The organism is Marinomonas piezotolerans, from assembly GCF_003362755.1.
Lineage (GTDB): Bacteria > Pseudomonadota > Gammaproteobacteria > Pseudomonadales > Marinomonadaceae > Marinomonas > Marinomonas piezotolerans.
Genome location: NZ_QKRA01000003.1, coordinates 424,630 through 439,336 on the forward strand (window position 1 = coordinate 424,630; position 14,707 = coordinate 439,336).

A 14,707-nucleotide genomic window follows, 5' to 3' on the forward strand; every position below is an offset into this window, starting at 1 on the left:
TTAGCACGGCTAAGGATGTGTCGTTGTCAGCATTAACATATTCATTCGTCAAAGAACACGGTGTTTTGTTGTATCAAGACACTGATCAATGGGTGCTTGCTCATCGCGAGGGAGTAACCATGTCCGCCATAAATGAAGGGATAAGGATATCCCCTTGTGCTCCTACTTTTCGATTACTCAGTGCCAGCGATTTTGATGCCGAGGTGGTGCGCTTTTACCAACGCGAAGGCGGTCAAACGCTCGCTGACGCGCAAGGTTTGAGTGACAACGTCGACTTAGAAACTGCGGCTGAGGCGATCCCTGAAAACGAAGACTTACTAGAGAGTGAAGGGGATGCGCCCATCATTCGCTTGATCAATGCCATTTTGAGTGAAGCGATCAAGGAAGGGGCGTCAGACATCCATGTCGAGACGTTTGAGCGCCGCTTGCAAGTGCGCTTTCGGGTTGATGGCGTGCTACGAGAGGTGATTTCGCCGAAGCGCGCCTTGGCTCCGATGCTTATTTCTCGCATCAAAGTGATGGCAAAATTAGACATTGCGGAGAAGCGAGTGCCGCAGGATGGGCGTATCGTGTTACGCATATCTGGGCAGGATACAGACGTTCGTGTCTCGACGTTACCATCGACGCACGGTGAGAGAATTGTGATGCGCCTGTTATCCAAGACGGCGGGTCATTTGGATTTGAGTCATCTTGGTATGAATGACTTGGATCGAGACTTATTACGGCAGTTAATCTCAAAACCCCACGGTATCATCCTCGTAACGGGGCCGACGGGCTCTGGTAAAACCACCTCTCTCTACGCGTCGTTAGGTTATCTAAATGACGGTAAGCGCAACATTATGACCGTCGAAGACCCAGTCGAATATCACATCGAAGGCATTGGTCAAACGCAAGTGAACCAAAAGGCGGACATGACCTTTGCACGAGGGTTGCGTGCCATTCTGCGACAAGACCCTGATGTGGTAATGATTGGTGAGATTCGCGACCAAGAAACGGCCGATATTGCCGTTCAGGCGTCTTTAACGGGGCACCTAGTGCTGTCCACGTTACACACCAATACCGCCATCGGCGCGATTACGCGTTTACAAGATATGGGGATAGAGCCGTTTTTATTGTCCTCATCGGTGGTGGGGGTCGTCGCGCAACGATTGGTGCGCAGATTGTGCGACCATTGCAAAACGCCCGTCGTGGCTGACTCCGCTACGAAACAACTGATGGGTGTCGATGTGTCGGAAGAACTGAAGCTCTTTGAGCCTGTTGGGTGTGAGCATTGTTTCCAGCAAGGCTATCGCGGGCGCTTAGGTTTATACGAAATTCTGACTATCGATCAACCGCTCCAACAGCTTATCCACCAGCACGCAAGTGAACAGGATATGGAGTCCTATGTTCGTTCGGTTCGTCCAAGTTTACGCGCTGACGGATTAACCAAAGTATTAGCAGGGCTTACCAGCCTTGAAGAGGTCTTACGTGTGTCCAATGAAGACGCAGTCCCCGTATCACGAGAAACCTTGTAGTTATGGCTGCGTATGAATACACCGCATTGACCCCTGCGGGTAAAAAGAAGAAAGGAGTCCTTGAAGCGGACAATGAGCGCCAGCTTAGGCAGCAATTGCGTGACTCAGGACTTGTACCGTTATCTATCTCTAGCGGTAAAACCGCTTCGAGTCGCCGCTGGTTTTCCCCATCTATCAACATCAAAGAGCGTGCCTTAGTCGTACGCCAACTGGCGACCTTGATTGACGCAGGGCTGCCAATAGAAGAGGCTCTGTCTGGCGTTGCAAATCAAAGTACGAAACAAAAAGTGCGCTCAATGCTGTTGGCGATACGCTCGAAAATATTAGAAGGCTTGCCGTTAGCGAGTGCGTTGGCCGAGTACCCGAATGCATTTCCCATTTTGTTTCGAGCGAGTGTCAAAGCAGGTGAAGAATCGGGGCACTTAGGCCCAGTATTATTGGAGTTGGCGGAATTCTCGGAGCGTACTCGCGCGAACGCTCAAAAAGTTCAGATGGCGATGCTGTACCCAGCGATTTTAACCTTGGTTGCAATCTCCATTGTGACGTTTCTCTTGGGCTCAGTCATGCCCGATATTGTCTCGGTGTTTGATAAACAAGGGGCAGAGCTTCCGACCATCACTACGGTAATGCTGGCGATTAGTGAGTGGATTACGGGTTATGGTCAAGCGACGCTCGTTGGTTTGGCATTGGTGTTATTAGTTTACGCGGCGTTGCTGCGCAAGCCAGCGGTGAAAACCGCCAAAGATGCCGCTTTGATGCGTATGCCTCTATTGGGGCGCTTTGTAAAAACGATTCAGATTACACGCTATATCGGCACCTTGGCGATGTTATCCAGAAGCGGTGTTGCGTTAGTCGATGCCATGGACATCGCCGCGCAAGTCGTTGAAAACAGTGTGATGAATACCTTGCTGTTTCAAGCACGAAAGCGTGTTAAAGAAGGTGTTAGCTTAGGTACAGCATTGTCAGAAACTAAATTGCTGCCGCCGATGATGTTGCAGCTTATTATCAGTGGTGAGCGCAGTGGCGAATTGGATACCATGCTTGATAAAGCGGCGCGTCAGCAAGAACAAGACAGTAATAATTGGATTACGACTATGGTAGCGTTGTTTGAACCGCTCATGCTGCTAGTGATGGGCGCAGTCGTGATGATGATCGTCATGGCTATTTTGCTGCCTATTATGAATATGAACCAGCTTTTAAATTAGACAGAATGACTGTCTGCGTGTCATTTAAGGAGTTTAATAATGACCCAATACACAACTCAGCCTTCGCCTCGCCATCACAACAAACAGGCTGGCTTTACGTTACTCGAATTGATGGTGGTGCTGGTAATTTTGGGAGCACTGATTGGTCTGGTTGCACCCAATATATTAGGCCGCTCGGATGAAGCGAAGGTGTCGGTTGCCAAAACGCAAATTCGAAATATTGTCTCTGCGTTGGACCTTTATAAATTGGATAATGGTAATTACCCTTCAACGGCACAAGGTTTGGAGGCATTAGTGACTAAGCCTTCGGGTTACCCAGAGGCAAAAAACTGGAAGTCGGGTGGATATATGCAAAAGCTGCCACAAGACCCTTGGGGCAATGAATTTTTATATGTCAGTCCTGGCTCTGCCGGTGCTTATGATTTGCTGTCACTTGGTTCCGATGGTCGTGAAGGTGGCGATGGTGACGCCGCTGATCTTTCGCCAAGCGATCTTTGAGGCGCTGAGTGAAACGCGTAAAAGGTTTTACGCTATTAGAGTTGATGGTGGTGTTAGCGATTCTTGGTGCTTTGTTGGGCGTTGTTGCGCCTAACTTAAGCTTTGATTCGCAGAAACAACAATTGCAGCAAGAGGCGCAATCTCTACAACACGCACTGCAAACACAAATTGATCAGGCTTGGCTTGAAGGTCAGACAACGCTGGTAAAGAGAAACATCGATACCGTGCGTTGGCTGCGGCAGTCAGATAAAGGTTGGCAAGAAAAAGGCTCGGCGTATGACATCTCGGACAATCTCGACTCATTCGTGACAACAGATACGCGCCAGCTTCGTGCAGCCGAGAAATCGCTGGGTGTAACAGAGCCTGTTGATCTGATTTTTTTGTCCACTGGCGAGTATTTAGCTTTTCGTTGGGCGTTGCGAAATCGTTCTGGTGAAGAAATTGTCATCGTAGGAGATGGAATCAATGCGCTGTCACTCGAATAAGCGAGGGTTTACGCTGATTGAAGTGCTGATCGCATTGGTGATTCTCGGTCTGGTGGGCGTTGTATTAGTGCAAACCACTCAGAACGCCACGGATCAAAGTCGCTATCTGTCTAATAAAGTGATCGCGACTTGGATTGCAAAGGATAGGGTGACGTCCATGCGTTTGGCCCTTAGGATCGGTGCAAAGGTGGCCTTTGATAGAGAAGAGACTCAACAGGCTCGGCAAGAGTGGTTTTCTGTGGCTCGGATAGCGAAACGTACCCAATTTTTAAATCGCATCGAAGTTGATGTGTTTCTCAAACGTGAGCCAGATACTCCTATCTATACATTAAGCGCTTATATCCCCAACCTTGAGGTGCGTCCATGAGGCACCGCCAACTCGGTTTTACACTGATTGAATTGCTGGTCGTTATCGGAATTCTAGGGTTCGTGGGCGCAGCGGCGTTTGCCATGCTGGGCTCCTCGTTGAGATTGCAGGGGAGCGTACAAACCAATACTCAACACATTGAGCAACTAACCCGTGCGATGAACTGGCTGCAAAGTGACGCGGAGCAATTTGTAAACCGCCCAATACGGGATGAATTGGGCGAGCCTGAACCCGCGCTTGAGGTATCTGGGCAGGGCTTTTCGTTGACTCATTTAGGCTGGAACAACGTGTTAGGCGCGCAGCGTTCAACGCTCCAGCGAGTCGAATATAGAATCGTCGATAATCACCTGCGACGACGCTTTTGGCGAGTCCTAGATCGAGATCAGGATTCTGCCCCAGTTGACCAGATGCTACTCAACGTGGAACAGTTTAAGGTAGAAGTGTTGAGTGCAACGGGTTGGCATCAACAATGGCCATTGGAAACCAACTTTCTGCCGGGTGAAAGCGCCGCCGAAGATGCACCTCTTGCCTTGCGAGTTGAGCTGACGACCGAGACGTTTGGTGCTGTGACGCGAGTGTTTGAATTGCCGAGTGTGGATCAAGTCTCACTTCTGGGAGCTAGTGAGTCATGATCAAGCGTCAGCGTGGTGTTGCGTTAATTGTTGCGCTCATGGTGTTTGCGATTGTGAGCGGCGTTGCGGTGAGTGTACTGAGTTCGGTTAATCAAACGTTGACTATCGCGCAGTTTTCACAACGTGATGTTCAGCAGAAAGAAACCTTACTAGGGGGCGAGGCCTGGGCGATGGCTTGGCTTGCGTCCCAGGGCAATGAGCAAGAAGCGTCTTTGGTGATTGATTGGCAAGCTCCGTGGCAACTGCATCAGCAAAATTTTCCGTTGGACGAGGAAGGTCAGTCGCTAGAGATAGAAATTGTTGATCGTCAAACGTGCATCAATGTTAATGGGCTGGTGCAGGAGTCTTCGAGAGAAGTGACGCGCCAGCGTTTGATGCGATTATCCAGCGCGTTAGGGGTTGAGAGTCTCTGGATCGACCATCTGAGTGACTGGGTGGATGAGGATCAGTCGTTAGGTTCGCCAAATAGCCGTGAAGATGAATACTATTTAGGGAAAGAGCGACCTTATCGAACGGGCGACACCTCGTTGTCATCACTGTCAGAGTTAACATTGTTGGGGCTTGATGATGCCTTACAAACAGCTCTAGCCCCCTATATTTGTGCGCTGCCTGTTGAGCTTGGGATGAATATAAACAGAATGTCTGATGTCATGTTGAAGGCTTTGTTGCCCGATATCTCGGCAGATCAACGTGCAAGTATTACGGCGCAGGTTCAAACCACGGGCTATCCCTCGGTGGATGACTTTGTTGCGTTGGAGATGTTTGAAGGCAAAGACATGCAATCGTCCGATTGGCGGATCGATAGTCGTTTTGTAGAGGTGTTTGTAACGTTTAAAGAGGCAGACTTTGAGCGGGTGTTGCACAGTCAATTAGTAAAAACGAATACGGGTACCGTTGTGCCTGTGACTCGATCCTTCGGCGCATTTGACGTACTATCAAACGCTCTGCTGACAAAGCGTGAGCAAGAATAAAGATGTGGGGAAAGGACTAAGTGCATAAGCTCATCATACAGCTGCAAGAACAGAAAGCAGACTCTTCGGCCTATGTGTTCCGATGGTGGTTGCTTCACCAACAGAGCGTGGTAGAGCAGGGCGAAACCGACTCGCAGCAGTCTCTAACTGAGATTGTCACCCAGTACGTCCCTGAAGCTTCTATGAGGGGCGAGTTGATTTGTATCCCTCCTTCCTCACGAGTGCATTATCGATATCTAGAGGTTCCGAAGCAGCAACGCAAACACTTAGCACAGCTCGCACCATTTTTAATGGAATCTCATATTGGGCAACCGCTTGAAGACGTGCACTTTGTTGCCTGTAAAGGCAAGCAAACCGTGCGAGTGGCTGGCGTTGATAAAGCACTGTTATCGCATTGGCAGTCGATACTGAGCTCATTGAGCTTTGCCTCGATTGCGATTGTTCCGCCACAATACTTGGTCGCACCAGACAGTGATGTACCCATTGATTTTTATGGTGATGTGATGATGCTGTCGGATCAACAGGTTTGCCATATTCCTGTTGAGTTTCAACGCGCTGATGGAGGCAATCATGTCTCTTCTATAGAAGAATGGATCTCTCATTTGTCTGATACGACGCAATGGCGATCACTTAATTTGTTGCAAGGGGAGTTTGCTGCGCCCTCTGGTTTAGGTAAGCATATTGCCAGTTGGGCGGTAATCGCAGGATTAGTGATGCTGGCTATGCTGGTCCACGTTGTGTCCTTGCATTGGCAAGCACACGATATCGCTGCGCAGTCAGAGCGTATCGAGGAGCAAACTGCCAAAGCATTTTTAGAATTGGTGCCTGATGAGGGTCGAGTTGTTAACTTATCGCGTCAGCTACAGGCAAGGTTGAGGCAATCGTCAGATAACATCTCCCAAGAGGATATGACGCCTTATGAGTTTTTGGCTAAGCTAGATCAGGCCAAAACTTCACTGGGCCTGATGCAGGGATTAACGCAAGTCTCATATCGCGATGGCGTCTATCGCTTTGAGTGGCGCGCAGAGCAGCGAATACAGCTTGATCAGTTGATCGATCAGTTATCTGATGCAAACGTCGACGCCCAATTGGAGCAAGTTGTGCGTGAAGAGCAAGGTTTTAGAGGTGTGTACTCGGCCGTAGGAAGTCCGCGATGAAGGCATGGTTAAGCAATCAATTTCAGCAAAGCCCGACGCTCTATGCGGTTTGGCTAGCATATAAAAGTCGCTCGACGCGTGAACAAGCGTTAATGTTCGTTGCAGCATTAGCAATCATGTTTATGCTGCTATTTTATGTTGTCTGGTTGCCAGCGAGTGAGGCAAAGCAACAAGCTGTCCAGCGATTAGAGGATGCGAACCGGCAATATCAATTGCTATCTATGAATGCTGAACAACTGGTGCGGAATTCTAGACAAAGTAAAGGGTTGCAAGACAGGTCAGCAGAAGCCTTGCGTAATGTCGCGAGTCAGGCAGCAGGTCAAGCTAAGCTGTCCGCCGATAGAGTCAGTGTAGATGGAGATAGTCGTTTACAACTATGGGGCAGTAATGTGCCATTCTCTGCAGTGTCCGCTTGGTTGGGAATATTAGCAAAGCAGCAGGTCATCATTCATGCATTTCAGTTGGAGCGGGTGTCGCCGGGTAAAGTGAATATTCGCTTTACTCTAGACTAACCACCTCTAGCGGTCACAACGAATAAAACGTGTCGGGGTTAGAATCCCAGCTAATGGAACATCCCATGAAGCCGTGGGTAGTTCTGTTACTTCTTGGCAGTCATGGGCCAACCCAATTAGCTTTGTTCGCTTGGCTTTGTGTTCAAACGTACGATCATAAAAGCCGCCACCCATTCCGAGGCGATCACCTTTCTTGTCAAAGCCTACCAACGGCATGAGTACGTAATCCATTTCCTCGCCGCTGAGGGGAGTAGAGTCAATTGGCTCTAAAATACCAAAGCGATTTTCTTGCCATTGTGAAGTTTGGGTGTAGCGTGCAAAAACTAAGGCCTGACCATTCAACACTGGTAGAAAAACATTCATGTTATTAGACCAACACCATTGGCAGATTTCGGCAGGCGAGATTTCACCATCGTTAGTGAGATAAAGCGCTAAATGACTGTGTGGAGTAGGTGAGAGAGCATCTAAGAATTGACTTAGCACGTCATGCGCTGCATCGCTTTGTTGTGCATTAGTAAGTTGCTTGCGCTTTTGACGAAGTTCGTATCGGAGTGTTTGGCGATCGAGAGTCATAAAAAAGAGTTTCCCAAGTTGCCGTTTCGGCTATTGGCCTTGAACCCAGTGGTTCAAGGTGGAATTCGCTGAGGGTCTTTAGGCTTTCCGACGCACGGACATGCTCACCGAACCTACAGGCTCATTCCGGGGCATTACTCATAGGCTCAAGGGCGTTAAGCCGCTTCGAACAACCCAGGAAACACAGCCAGTATAGGGCAATGCTATATAAAAATCATCTTAGATTTCTGAAGCTTAGTGCCACTACATGAAGATTTTTCGTGAACAAATCTCTTGCTAAAAGCCAAGTCGCTATGCTGCTTAGTAAGTTAGATGGCTTTTGTTTGCTGCCCAAGCGCCGCGTCAAGCTGAGAAGTCAGCTCTCTAAGCTGCTGTTCATTTGAGCGCGCATAGCGTCGACTGGATAGCAAATCATGGGTAATATTTAAAGCGGCAATGATGGCAATTTTCTCAAGACCAATGACTTTTCCACTTGCGCGTAGCTCGCGCATCTGGTTATTCAAATACTCTGAAGCTTCTTTTAATTCTGCTTCGTGACCTTTTGGACAATTTATATTAAAAGACTTGCCCAGAATGTCGACAGTAACAGTTGGCTTTTCCATGGTATCTCCGACAGCTTTGTTAGGCGCTACGCTAATGAATTGTATTTTCGTTATTTTCGCAACGAATAACATTTTATGCCGCTGGTAAATTCGTTACAATTGCCGATTAATCAAATCCACCCAATATTTATAGTAAATTGACATAAAAATGGAAATAAATCCGATACTTTTGAAGATCAAAGACCTTACCGAGCGTACTAAAGTGCTTCGGGGGTATCTTTGACTACGATGCGAAGAACGAACGACTTGAAGAAGTTAGCCGCGAATTAGAAGATCCTGATGTCTGGAATGATCCCGACTATGCTCAAAAGCTCGGTAAAGAGCGCTCTTCACTAGAAGCGATTGTTTCCACGATCGATAATTTAGAGTCGGGCGTAGAAGACGCTCAAATGCTGCTTGATATGGCAGTAGAAGAAAACGATGAAGACTCCGTAGAAGCGGTAAAGCTGGAGTTAGATGACCTCGACAGCCAGCTCGCAACGCTAGAGTTTCGTCGAATGTTTTCTCAGGAGATGGACCCCAATAACGCTTTCCTAGATATTCAGTCTGGATCAGGTGGTACCGAAGCACAAGATTGGGCCAATATTTTGCTACGTATGTACTTACGCTGGGGCGAAGAGAAAGGCTTCAAAGTTGATCTTGTGGAGGTGTCCGCGGGAGATGTTGCTGGCATAAAATCGGCAACCATTCGATTTGAAGGTGAATATGCGTTTGGATGGTTAAGAACCGAAACGGGAGTGCACCGTCTTGTACGTAAGTCGCCTTTTGATTCCGGTAACCGCCGCCATACGTCCTTTGCATCGGTGTTTGTGTCGCCAGAAATTGATGACAACGTAGACATTGATATCAATCCAGCAGACCTTCGCACCGACACTTATCGCTCTTCTGGAGCTGGTGGTCAGCACGTCAATACGACTGACTCCGCTGTTCGTATTACTCACGTGCCGTCAGGGATTGTGGTGCAATGTCAAAACCAACGTTCTCAACATGCAAACCGTGATTTCGCGATGAAGCAGTTGCGTGCCAAGCTGTATGAAATGGAAATGCAAAAACGCTCAGAAGCGGCGCAGGCGATGGAAGACAGTAAGTCGGACATCGGTTGGGGGAGCCAGATTCGTTCGTATGTATTGGATTCGTCTCGTATCAAGGATTTGAGGACTGGCGTAGAAACATCTAACACTGGCGCAGTGTTAGATGGCAATTTAGATCAATTTATCGTGGCGAGCCTTAAGCAAGGCCTTTAACGCACTAAACCAATTTGAAAAGAGTAGATTACAGAATCATGTCTAACGAAACTCAAAACGAGACCAGCGCAAGTACTGAAGATAACCGTTTAGTGGCGGAGCGCCGTGCCAAGCTTGAAGCCATTCGTGCTGAGCGTAATGCCTTTCCTAATACATTTCGCCGCGATGCTTATGCTGCGGATTTACAGGCGGAATTTGCTGGCCTCGATAAACCCGAGCTAGAAGAAAAGAATCATGTCGTCAGCATTGCGGGTCGAATCGTTCGTAATCGGGGTGCGTTTATGCTGCTCCAAGACATGAGCGGACAAATTCAAGCGTATGTCAATCGGAAAGCGTTGGCACCTGAAGTGTTAAAAGAAATTAAGAGTTGGGATTTGGGTGACATCATTGGTGTGACGGGGCCTGTCCACAAGTCAGGTAAAGGGGATTTGTACGTTGACATGCAATCGGTTGAATTGCTTACCAAATCACTTCGTCCGTTGCCAGATAAACACCATGGCTTAGCCGACATGGAAATGCGTTACCGTCAGCGCTATGTTGATCTGATTGTGAACGAAGAGTCTCGCAATACTTTTCAAGTGCGCTCAAAAATCATTTCTACGATTCGTCGCTTCCTAGAAGATCGTCGTTTTATGGAAGTAGAGACGCCCATGTTACAAACGATACCCGGTGGTGCTTCTGCGCGTCCATTTGTGACGCACCATAATGCAATGGATATGGATATGTTTTTGCGTATCGCCCCAGAGCTTTACTTGAAGCGTTTGGTTGTCGGTGGCTTCGAGCGTGTGTTCGAGATTAACCGCAATTTCCGTAATGAAGGGGTGTCCACTCGTCATAACCCTGAATTCACTATGATCGAATTCTATCAAGCCTATGCAGACTACAAAGACCTGATGGACCTGACAGAAGAAATGCTTCGTACGGTATCAGAAGCAGTGTTAGGTAAAACGGTTGTTCAGTATGGTGAGTACGAATTTGATTTTGGTGCGCCGTTTGTGCGTATGACTATGCTTGAGGCGATTTTACATTACAATCCAGAGCTGACGGCTGATGATTTGTCCACAGTGGAGAAGGCGACGGCTGTTGCTAAGAAACTGCATATTGATGTTCAGCCGATTTGGGGACTGGGTAAACTGTGGACTGAAATCTTTGAAGAGACGGCTGAAAGCAAGTTGATTCAACCGACTTTCATCACTGAGTACCCAGCTGAAGTATCCCCTCTGGCGCGTCGTAACGATGACAATGAATTCATTACTGATCGTTTTGAGTTTTTCGTTGGCGGTCGTGAGATTGCAAATGGCTTCTCGGAGCTTAACGATGCAGAAGACCAAGCGGCACGCTTCCGTCGTCAAGTAGAAGAGAAAGATGCGGGTGACGATGAAGCCATGCACTACGATGCAGATTACATTAATGCATTGGAGTACGGCCTACCACCAACCGCTGGCCAAGGTATTGGTATTGATCGTCTAGTAATGTTGTTTACCGATTCTCCATCTATTCGTGATGTATTGTTGTTCCCTCATATGCGTCCTCAGGACTGATTGAGGCTCCTTACTTATCACGTGTTTGATTTTGTATAAGGCCTCTTTACGAGGCCTTATTTTATGGTTTTAAGGCAGGGTTACTGTTACTCCCTTTTAGAAATGGAGCGTTGAAATGAGCCGTTTTTGGACAGATAAAATTGCCTCTCTGGACCCTTATGTACCAGGTGAGCAACCGCAAGATAAGCAATACATTAAGCTAAATACCAATGAAAGTCCTTACGGACCTTCGCCAAAAGCAATTGAGGCAATGCATGAGCAGGTGAGTGATAAACTGCGCCTCTACCCAGACCCTAACTGTCAAACGCTAAAAAATGCGCTTGCAAAGGCGTATTCTGTCGATGCTGATCAAGTGTTTGTGGGGAATGGCTCAGACGAAGTGTTGGCGCTTGCCTTTATGGGGTATTTTGCAGGAGACAAGCCACTGGCGTTTGCTGACATTACCTACAGCTTTTATAAAGTGTACGCTAATTTATACGGCATCACGCCTCATATTGTTCCGCTAAGTGACAATTTCGATGTCGTGCCAAGTGATTATGAGAACCTAGACGTTTCTGGGGTTGTGATTACGAACCCTAATGCGCCAACGGGTAAAGCTTTGCCTTTAGAGGATATAGAAAAAGTTTTGCAGGCGAACCCTGATATTGTCGTATTGGTGGATGAAGCGTACGTGGATTTTGGTGCGCAGAGTGCCGTGACATTAGTTGATCAGTACCCAAATTTAATGGTGGTGCAAACGTTATCCAAGTCTCGCGCTTTGGCGGGGATTCGTGTTGGTTACGCGATTGCGCAACCAGAGTTGATTGAAGGGCTAGAACGATTAAAGAACTCTTTTAACTCTTATCCAATAGATCGTATTGCATTGGCGGGGGCTACCGCCTCTGTGGAAGATGTGGATTATTTAGCCGATATTTGTCGTAAGACTATTGCGACACGAGATTGGACAACGGTTGAGTTGGAGAAGCTAGGCTTTCACGTTTTGCCATCAGCCACTAACTTTGTGTTTGTTACGCACCCTGAGCGCAATGCTGAGTCGATGTATTTAGGCTTGAAAGAGCAGGGAATTTTGGTGCGTTACTTTGGGAATAAACCGCGTATTGGTGATTATCTTCGTATTACAATTGGTACAGATGCAGAAATGGCAGCGTTAATAACCGCGTTAAAAGTCGAGTAATATTTCGCTGTTCACTCACCTTTAAGGGGTATGTCATGAGTCAAGAGCAAGTCAACAACCCATTGCATGGGCTGAGCCTTGAGAAAATTTTAACGCGATTGGTAGAGCGTTATGGATGGAGCGGTTTGTATCAAGAAGTGCGAATTAACTGCTTTCTTAATGACCCATCCATAAAGTCATCACTTAAATTTTTGCGGAAAACTCAATGGGCAAGAGATAAGGTTGAGGCGCTGTATCTCAATACTTTTCCCTAGCTAGCTGATTGTTAATAGAATCAAAAGGTGCCTAAAGGCACCTTTTTTCATCGACTGGAGCTAAATTTTTGTTAGCTTGTGCTGGATCGCCGCTAAGATACTGTCTTCATCAAGACCTACGCGCTTAAGCATTGAGCTATGGCTTGCGTGCTCTTCATAACGATCTGGTAAACCTAGCTGTAGAACGGGAACGCTAATGTGATGAGACTGAAGGCATTCTAGTACTGCGCTACCAGCACCGCCCATAATGGCATTTTCTTCTATGGTTACAAACAGCGTCGCACCTTGAAAAGACAACAAAGTCGCTTCGTCTAATGGTTTAACAAAACGCATGTCGATCAATGTCGCATCCAAGGATGTTGCTGCCTTCATAGCGTCGTAGGTCGGTCGACCAAAGCCACAAATAACGGTGCCAGATTGTCCTTTTCGTAGTATTCGAGACTGACCAATTGGAACCGCATTGAGAGTTGGCGTCAGCTCAATCCCTCTACCGGTTCCTCTGGGGTAGCGTACCGCCGCGGGGCCATTAAACTCATAACCTGTCTGCAAGAGTTTGCGACATTCATCTTCATCTGATGGTGCCATCACGACCATATTGGGTATGCAGCGTAAATAGCTGAGGTCGTAAGCGCCAGCATGGGTAGGACCGTCCTCACCGACGAGGCCTGCACGGTCAATGGCAAAAAGAACATCTAAATTTTGCAGCGCAACATCATGAATTAGTTGATCATAGCCTCGCTGTAGGAACGTAGAGTAAATCGCTACAACTGGTTTCAATCCATCACATGCCATGCCAGCGGCTAAAGTCACCGCATGTTGCTCGGCTATGGCAACGTCGAAATATCGAGTGGGGTACTGCTCTGCAAATTCTATAAGGTCTGAGCCTTCTTTCATCGCTGGAGTGATTGCGACAAGTCTATTGTCTTGTGCGGCGACGTCACATACCCAGCGGCCAAAAATATTGCTGTACTTTGGAAACTTTTTTTCGTTGGCTGGCGATGCTGGCTTTGGATCAGGTTCCACTTTATTGATGGCGTGATAGCCAATGGGGTCACCCTCAGCGGGTTCAAACCCTTTTCCTTTTTTAGTGATGACATGAAGAAACTGAGGGCCTTTACGGCCTTTTAAATTGCTGAGCGTCTGGGTAAGAAGCTCGACATCATGACCATCAATTGGGCCTATGTAATTAAAGCCAAGCTCTTCAAACATGGTGCCAGGGGACACCATGCCTTTCATATGCTCTTCAGCTTTACGTGCCAATTCTAATGCGGACGGGAGCCCCGAGAAGACTTTTCGGCCGCCTTCACGAATGTTTTCGTAGGTTTTGCTGGCCCACATACGTGCAAAGTAGCTTGATAAAGCACCGACAGGCTTAGATATAGACATTTCGTTGTCGTTTAAGATGACCAGCATATCGGCTTCGACATCACCCGCATGGTTCAGTGCTTCGAACGCCATACCAGCGGACATAGCGCCATCCCCAATAATCGCTACCGCTTTTCGATTAGTTTCTAAATGGCGTGCCGCCAGTGCCATCCCTAACGCAGCACCTATGGAAGTGCTAGAATGTCCTACACCAAAGGTATCGAACTCACTTTCTTCTCTCTTTGGAAAACCTGATATACCACCTTCTTGACGAATGGTAAGAAGTGCATCACGGCGGCCAGTTAAGATTTTATGAGGGTATGCTTGGTGGCCAACATCCCAAACTAAGCGATCTTCAGGTGTATTGTAGACGTGATGCAAAGCCACTGTTAATTCAACAACACCTAATCCCGCACCAAAGTGACCACCTGTTTGGCCGACGCTATATAGCATGAACTCACGCACTTCCCTCACTAAAGCAGGCAAGTCCTTTTTGTCGAGCTGACGTAAGTCCGCTGGCGTATCTATTTGATCTAAAAGGGGCGTCTGAGGACGCGATGTTGGTATTGTTTCGAACATGGGCACCAAAAGGTCACTTTATTAAGTCATAAAA

The 14,707-nt window shown here is 47.6% G+C and carries 16 protein-coding genes and 1 other RNA gene; 13 read left to right on the plus strand and 4 right to left on the minus strand.

Annotation, left to right across the window (positions count from 1 at the left end; all coding sequences use genetic code 11):
* The first annotated feature begins 17 nt into the window (after positions 1-17).
* Genes gspE through gspM form a run of 9 tightly spaced genes read left to right on the plus strand, consistent with a single transcriptional unit; the run spans position 18 to position 7,341 of the window.
* Positions 18-1,514, plus strand: a complete 1,497-nt coding sequence (gene gspE / locus DN730_RS09460; protein ID WP_425452728.1) for a type II secretion system ATPase GspE — start codon at positions 18-20, stop codon at positions 1,512-1,514.
* Positions 1,515-1,516: 2 nt separating this feature from the next.
* Complete coding sequence (gspF, locus tag DN730_RS09465; RefSeq protein WP_115467869.1) at positions 1,517-2,719, plus strand: type II secretion system inner membrane protein GspF; 1,203 nt, start codon at positions 1,517-1,519, stop codon at positions 2,717-2,719.
* Between the two features lie 39 nt (positions 2,720-2,758).
* On the plus strand, positions 2,759-3,217 hold the full coding sequence (gene gspG / locus DN730_RS09470) for a type II secretion system major pseudopilin GspG (protein ID WP_115467870.1): 459 nt from the start codon (positions 2,759-2,761) through the stop codon (positions 3,215-3,217).
* 8 nt (positions 3,218-3,225) lie between these two features.
* A complete protein-coding gene (locus DN730_RS19260) occupies positions 3,226-3,702 on the plus strand; it encodes a type II secretion system protein (RefSeq protein WP_115467871.1) in 477 nt (158 codons plus the stop codon).
* Complete coding sequence (gspI, locus tag DN730_RS09480) at positions 3,683-4,069, plus strand: type II secretion system minor pseudopilin GspI (RefSeq protein ID WP_158541196.1); 387 nt, start codon at positions 3,683-3,685, stop codon at positions 4,067-4,069. The genes DN730_RS19260 and gspI overlap by 20 nt, the downstream gene beginning before the upstream one ends.
* Complete coding sequence (gspJ, locus tag DN730_RS09485; RefSeq protein WP_115467873.1) at positions 4,066-4,701, plus strand: type II secretion system minor pseudopilin GspJ; 636 nt, start codon at positions 4,066-4,068, stop codon at positions 4,699-4,701. Before gspI ends, gspJ begins: the two co-directional genes overlap by 4 nt.
* Positions 4,698-5,672 (plus strand): type II secretion system minor pseudopilin GspK, encoded by a 975-nt coding sequence (gene gspK, locus DN730_RS09490; protein ID WP_115467874.1) that lies wholly within the window; start codon positions 4,698-4,700, stop codon positions 5,670-5,672. Before gspJ ends, gspK begins: the two co-directional genes overlap by 4 nt.
* 20 nt (positions 5,673-5,692) lie before the next feature.
* The gene (gene gspL, locus DN730_RS09495; protein ID WP_115467875.1) at positions 5,693-6,829 is read left to right on the plus strand and encodes a type II secretion system protein GspL; all 1,137 of its coding nucleotides are present in this window, start codon (positions 5,693-5,695) and stop codon (positions 6,827-6,829) included.
* Complete coding sequence (gene gspM, locus DN730_RS09500; protein WP_115467876.1) at positions 6,826-7,341, plus strand: type II secretion system protein GspM; 516 nt, start codon at positions 6,826-6,828, stop codon at positions 7,339-7,341. The genes gspL and gspM overlap by 4 nt, the downstream gene beginning before the upstream one ends.
* A 6-nt stretch (positions 7,342-7,347) precedes the next feature.
* Here gspM and DN730_RS09505 read toward each other — a convergent pair whose 3' ends face one another.
* The 3 genes from DN730_RS09505 to DN730_RS09515 form a co-directional block, all read right to left on the minus strand.
* Positions 7,348-7,914 carry a 5-formyltetrahydrofolate cyclo-ligase gene (locus DN730_RS09505; protein ID WP_115468041.1) on the minus strand — a complete coding sequence of 189 codons (567 nt, stop codon included), beginning with the start codon at positions 7,912-7,914 and terminating at the stop codon, positions 7,348-7,350.
* A 6-nt stretch (positions 7,915-7,920) separates the two neighbouring features.
* Positions 7,921-8,098, minus strand: a non-coding RNA gene (gene ssrS / locus DN730_RS09510) — 6S RNA.
* Positions 8,099-8,222: 124 nt separating this feature from the next.
* Positions 8,223-8,516 (minus strand): cell division protein ZapA, encoded by a 294-nt coding sequence (locus DN730_RS09515; RefSeq protein ID WP_115468042.1) that lies wholly within the window; start codon positions 8,514-8,516, stop codon positions 8,223-8,225.
* Positions 8,517-8,664: 148 nt separating this feature from the next.
* Here DN730_RS09515 and prfB point away from each other — a divergent pair.
* From prfB to DN730_RS09535, 4 genes are all read left to right on the plus strand, one after another.
* Positions 8,665-9,760, plus strand: a protein-coding gene (gene prfB, locus DN730_RS09520) for a peptide chain release factor 2 (protein ID WP_115467877.1) whose coding sequence is annotated in 2 segments (ribosomal slippage) — positions 8,665-8,736 and positions 8,738-9,760 — 1,095 coding nt in all. Because the reading frame shifts where the segments join, the coding sequence is not laid out codon by codon here.
* Positions 9,761-9,798: 38 nt separating this feature from the next.
* Positions 9,799-11,301, plus strand: a complete 1,503-nt coding sequence (gene lysS / locus DN730_RS09525; protein WP_115467878.1) for a lysine--tRNA ligase — start codon at positions 9,799-9,801, stop codon at positions 11,299-11,301.
* 115 nt (positions 11,302-11,416) lie between these two features.
* Positions 11,417-12,475, plus strand: a complete 1,059-nt coding sequence (gene hisC / locus DN730_RS09530) for a histidinol-phosphate transaminase (protein ID WP_115467879.1) — start codon at positions 11,417-11,419, stop codon at positions 12,473-12,475.
* 35 nt (positions 12,476-12,510) lie between these two features.
* Entirely contained in the window at positions 12,511-12,729 is a 219-nt protein-coding gene (locus tag DN730_RS09535) for a VF530 family protein (RefSeq protein WP_115467880.1), read from the plus strand.
* Positions 12,730-12,789: 60 nt separating this feature from the next.
* On the opposite strand, the gene dxs is transcribed toward DN730_RS09535, so the two are convergent.
* Complete coding sequence (dxs, locus tag DN730_RS09540; protein WP_115467881.1) at positions 12,790-14,673, minus strand: 1-deoxy-D-xylulose-5-phosphate synthase; 1,884 nt, start codon at positions 14,671-14,673, stop codon at positions 12,790-12,792.
* Positions 14,674-14,707 lie beyond the last annotated feature (34 nt).

Excerpts from the sequence above, each read along its gene's own strand:
- gspF (WP_115467869.1), top strand. The coding sequence starts at position 1,517 with ATGGCTGCGTATGAATACACCGCATTGACCCCTGCGGGTAAAAAGAAG.
- gspG (WP_115467870.1), top strand. The coding sequence starts at position 2,759 with ATGACCCAATACACAACTCAGCCTTCGCCTCGCCATCACAACAAACAG.
- gspI (WP_158541196.1), top strand. The coding sequence starts at position 3,683 with ATGCGCTGTCACTCGAATAAGCGAGGGTTTACGCTGATTGAAGTGCTG.
- gspJ (WP_115467873.1), top strand. The coding sequence starts at position 4,066 with ATGAGGCACCGCCAACTCGGTTTTACACTGATTGAATTGCTGGTCGTT.
- gspK (WP_115467874.1), top strand. The coding sequence starts at position 4,698 with ATGATCAAGCGTCAGCGTGGTGTTGCGTTAATTGTTGCGCTCATGGTG.
- gspM (WP_115467876.1), top strand. The coding sequence starts at position 6,826 with ATGAAGGCATGGTTAAGCAATCAATTTCAGCAAAGCCCGACGCTCTAT.
- DN730_RS09505 (WP_115468041.1), bottom strand. The coding sequence starts at position 7,914 with ATGACTCTCGATCGCCAAACACTCCGATACGAACTTCGTCAAAAGCGC.
- DN730_RS09515 (WP_115468042.1), bottom strand. The coding sequence starts at position 8,516 with ATGGAAAAGCCAACTGTTACTGTCGACATTCTGGGCAAGTCTTTTAAT.
- lysS (WP_115467878.1), top strand. The coding sequence starts at position 9,799 with ATGTCTAACGAAACTCAAAACGAGACCAGCGCAAGTACTGAAGATAAC.
- hisC (WP_115467879.1), top strand. The coding sequence starts at position 11,417 with ATGAGCCGTTTTTGGACAGATAAAATTGCCTCTCTGGACCCTTATGTA.
- DN730_RS09535 (WP_115467880.1), top strand. The coding sequence starts at position 12,511 with ATGAGTCAAGAGCAAGTCAACAACCCATTGCATGGGCTGAGCCTTGAG.
- dxs (WP_115467881.1), bottom strand. The coding sequence starts at position 14,673 with ATGTTCGAAACAATACCAACATCGCGTCCTCAGACGCCCCTTTTAGAT.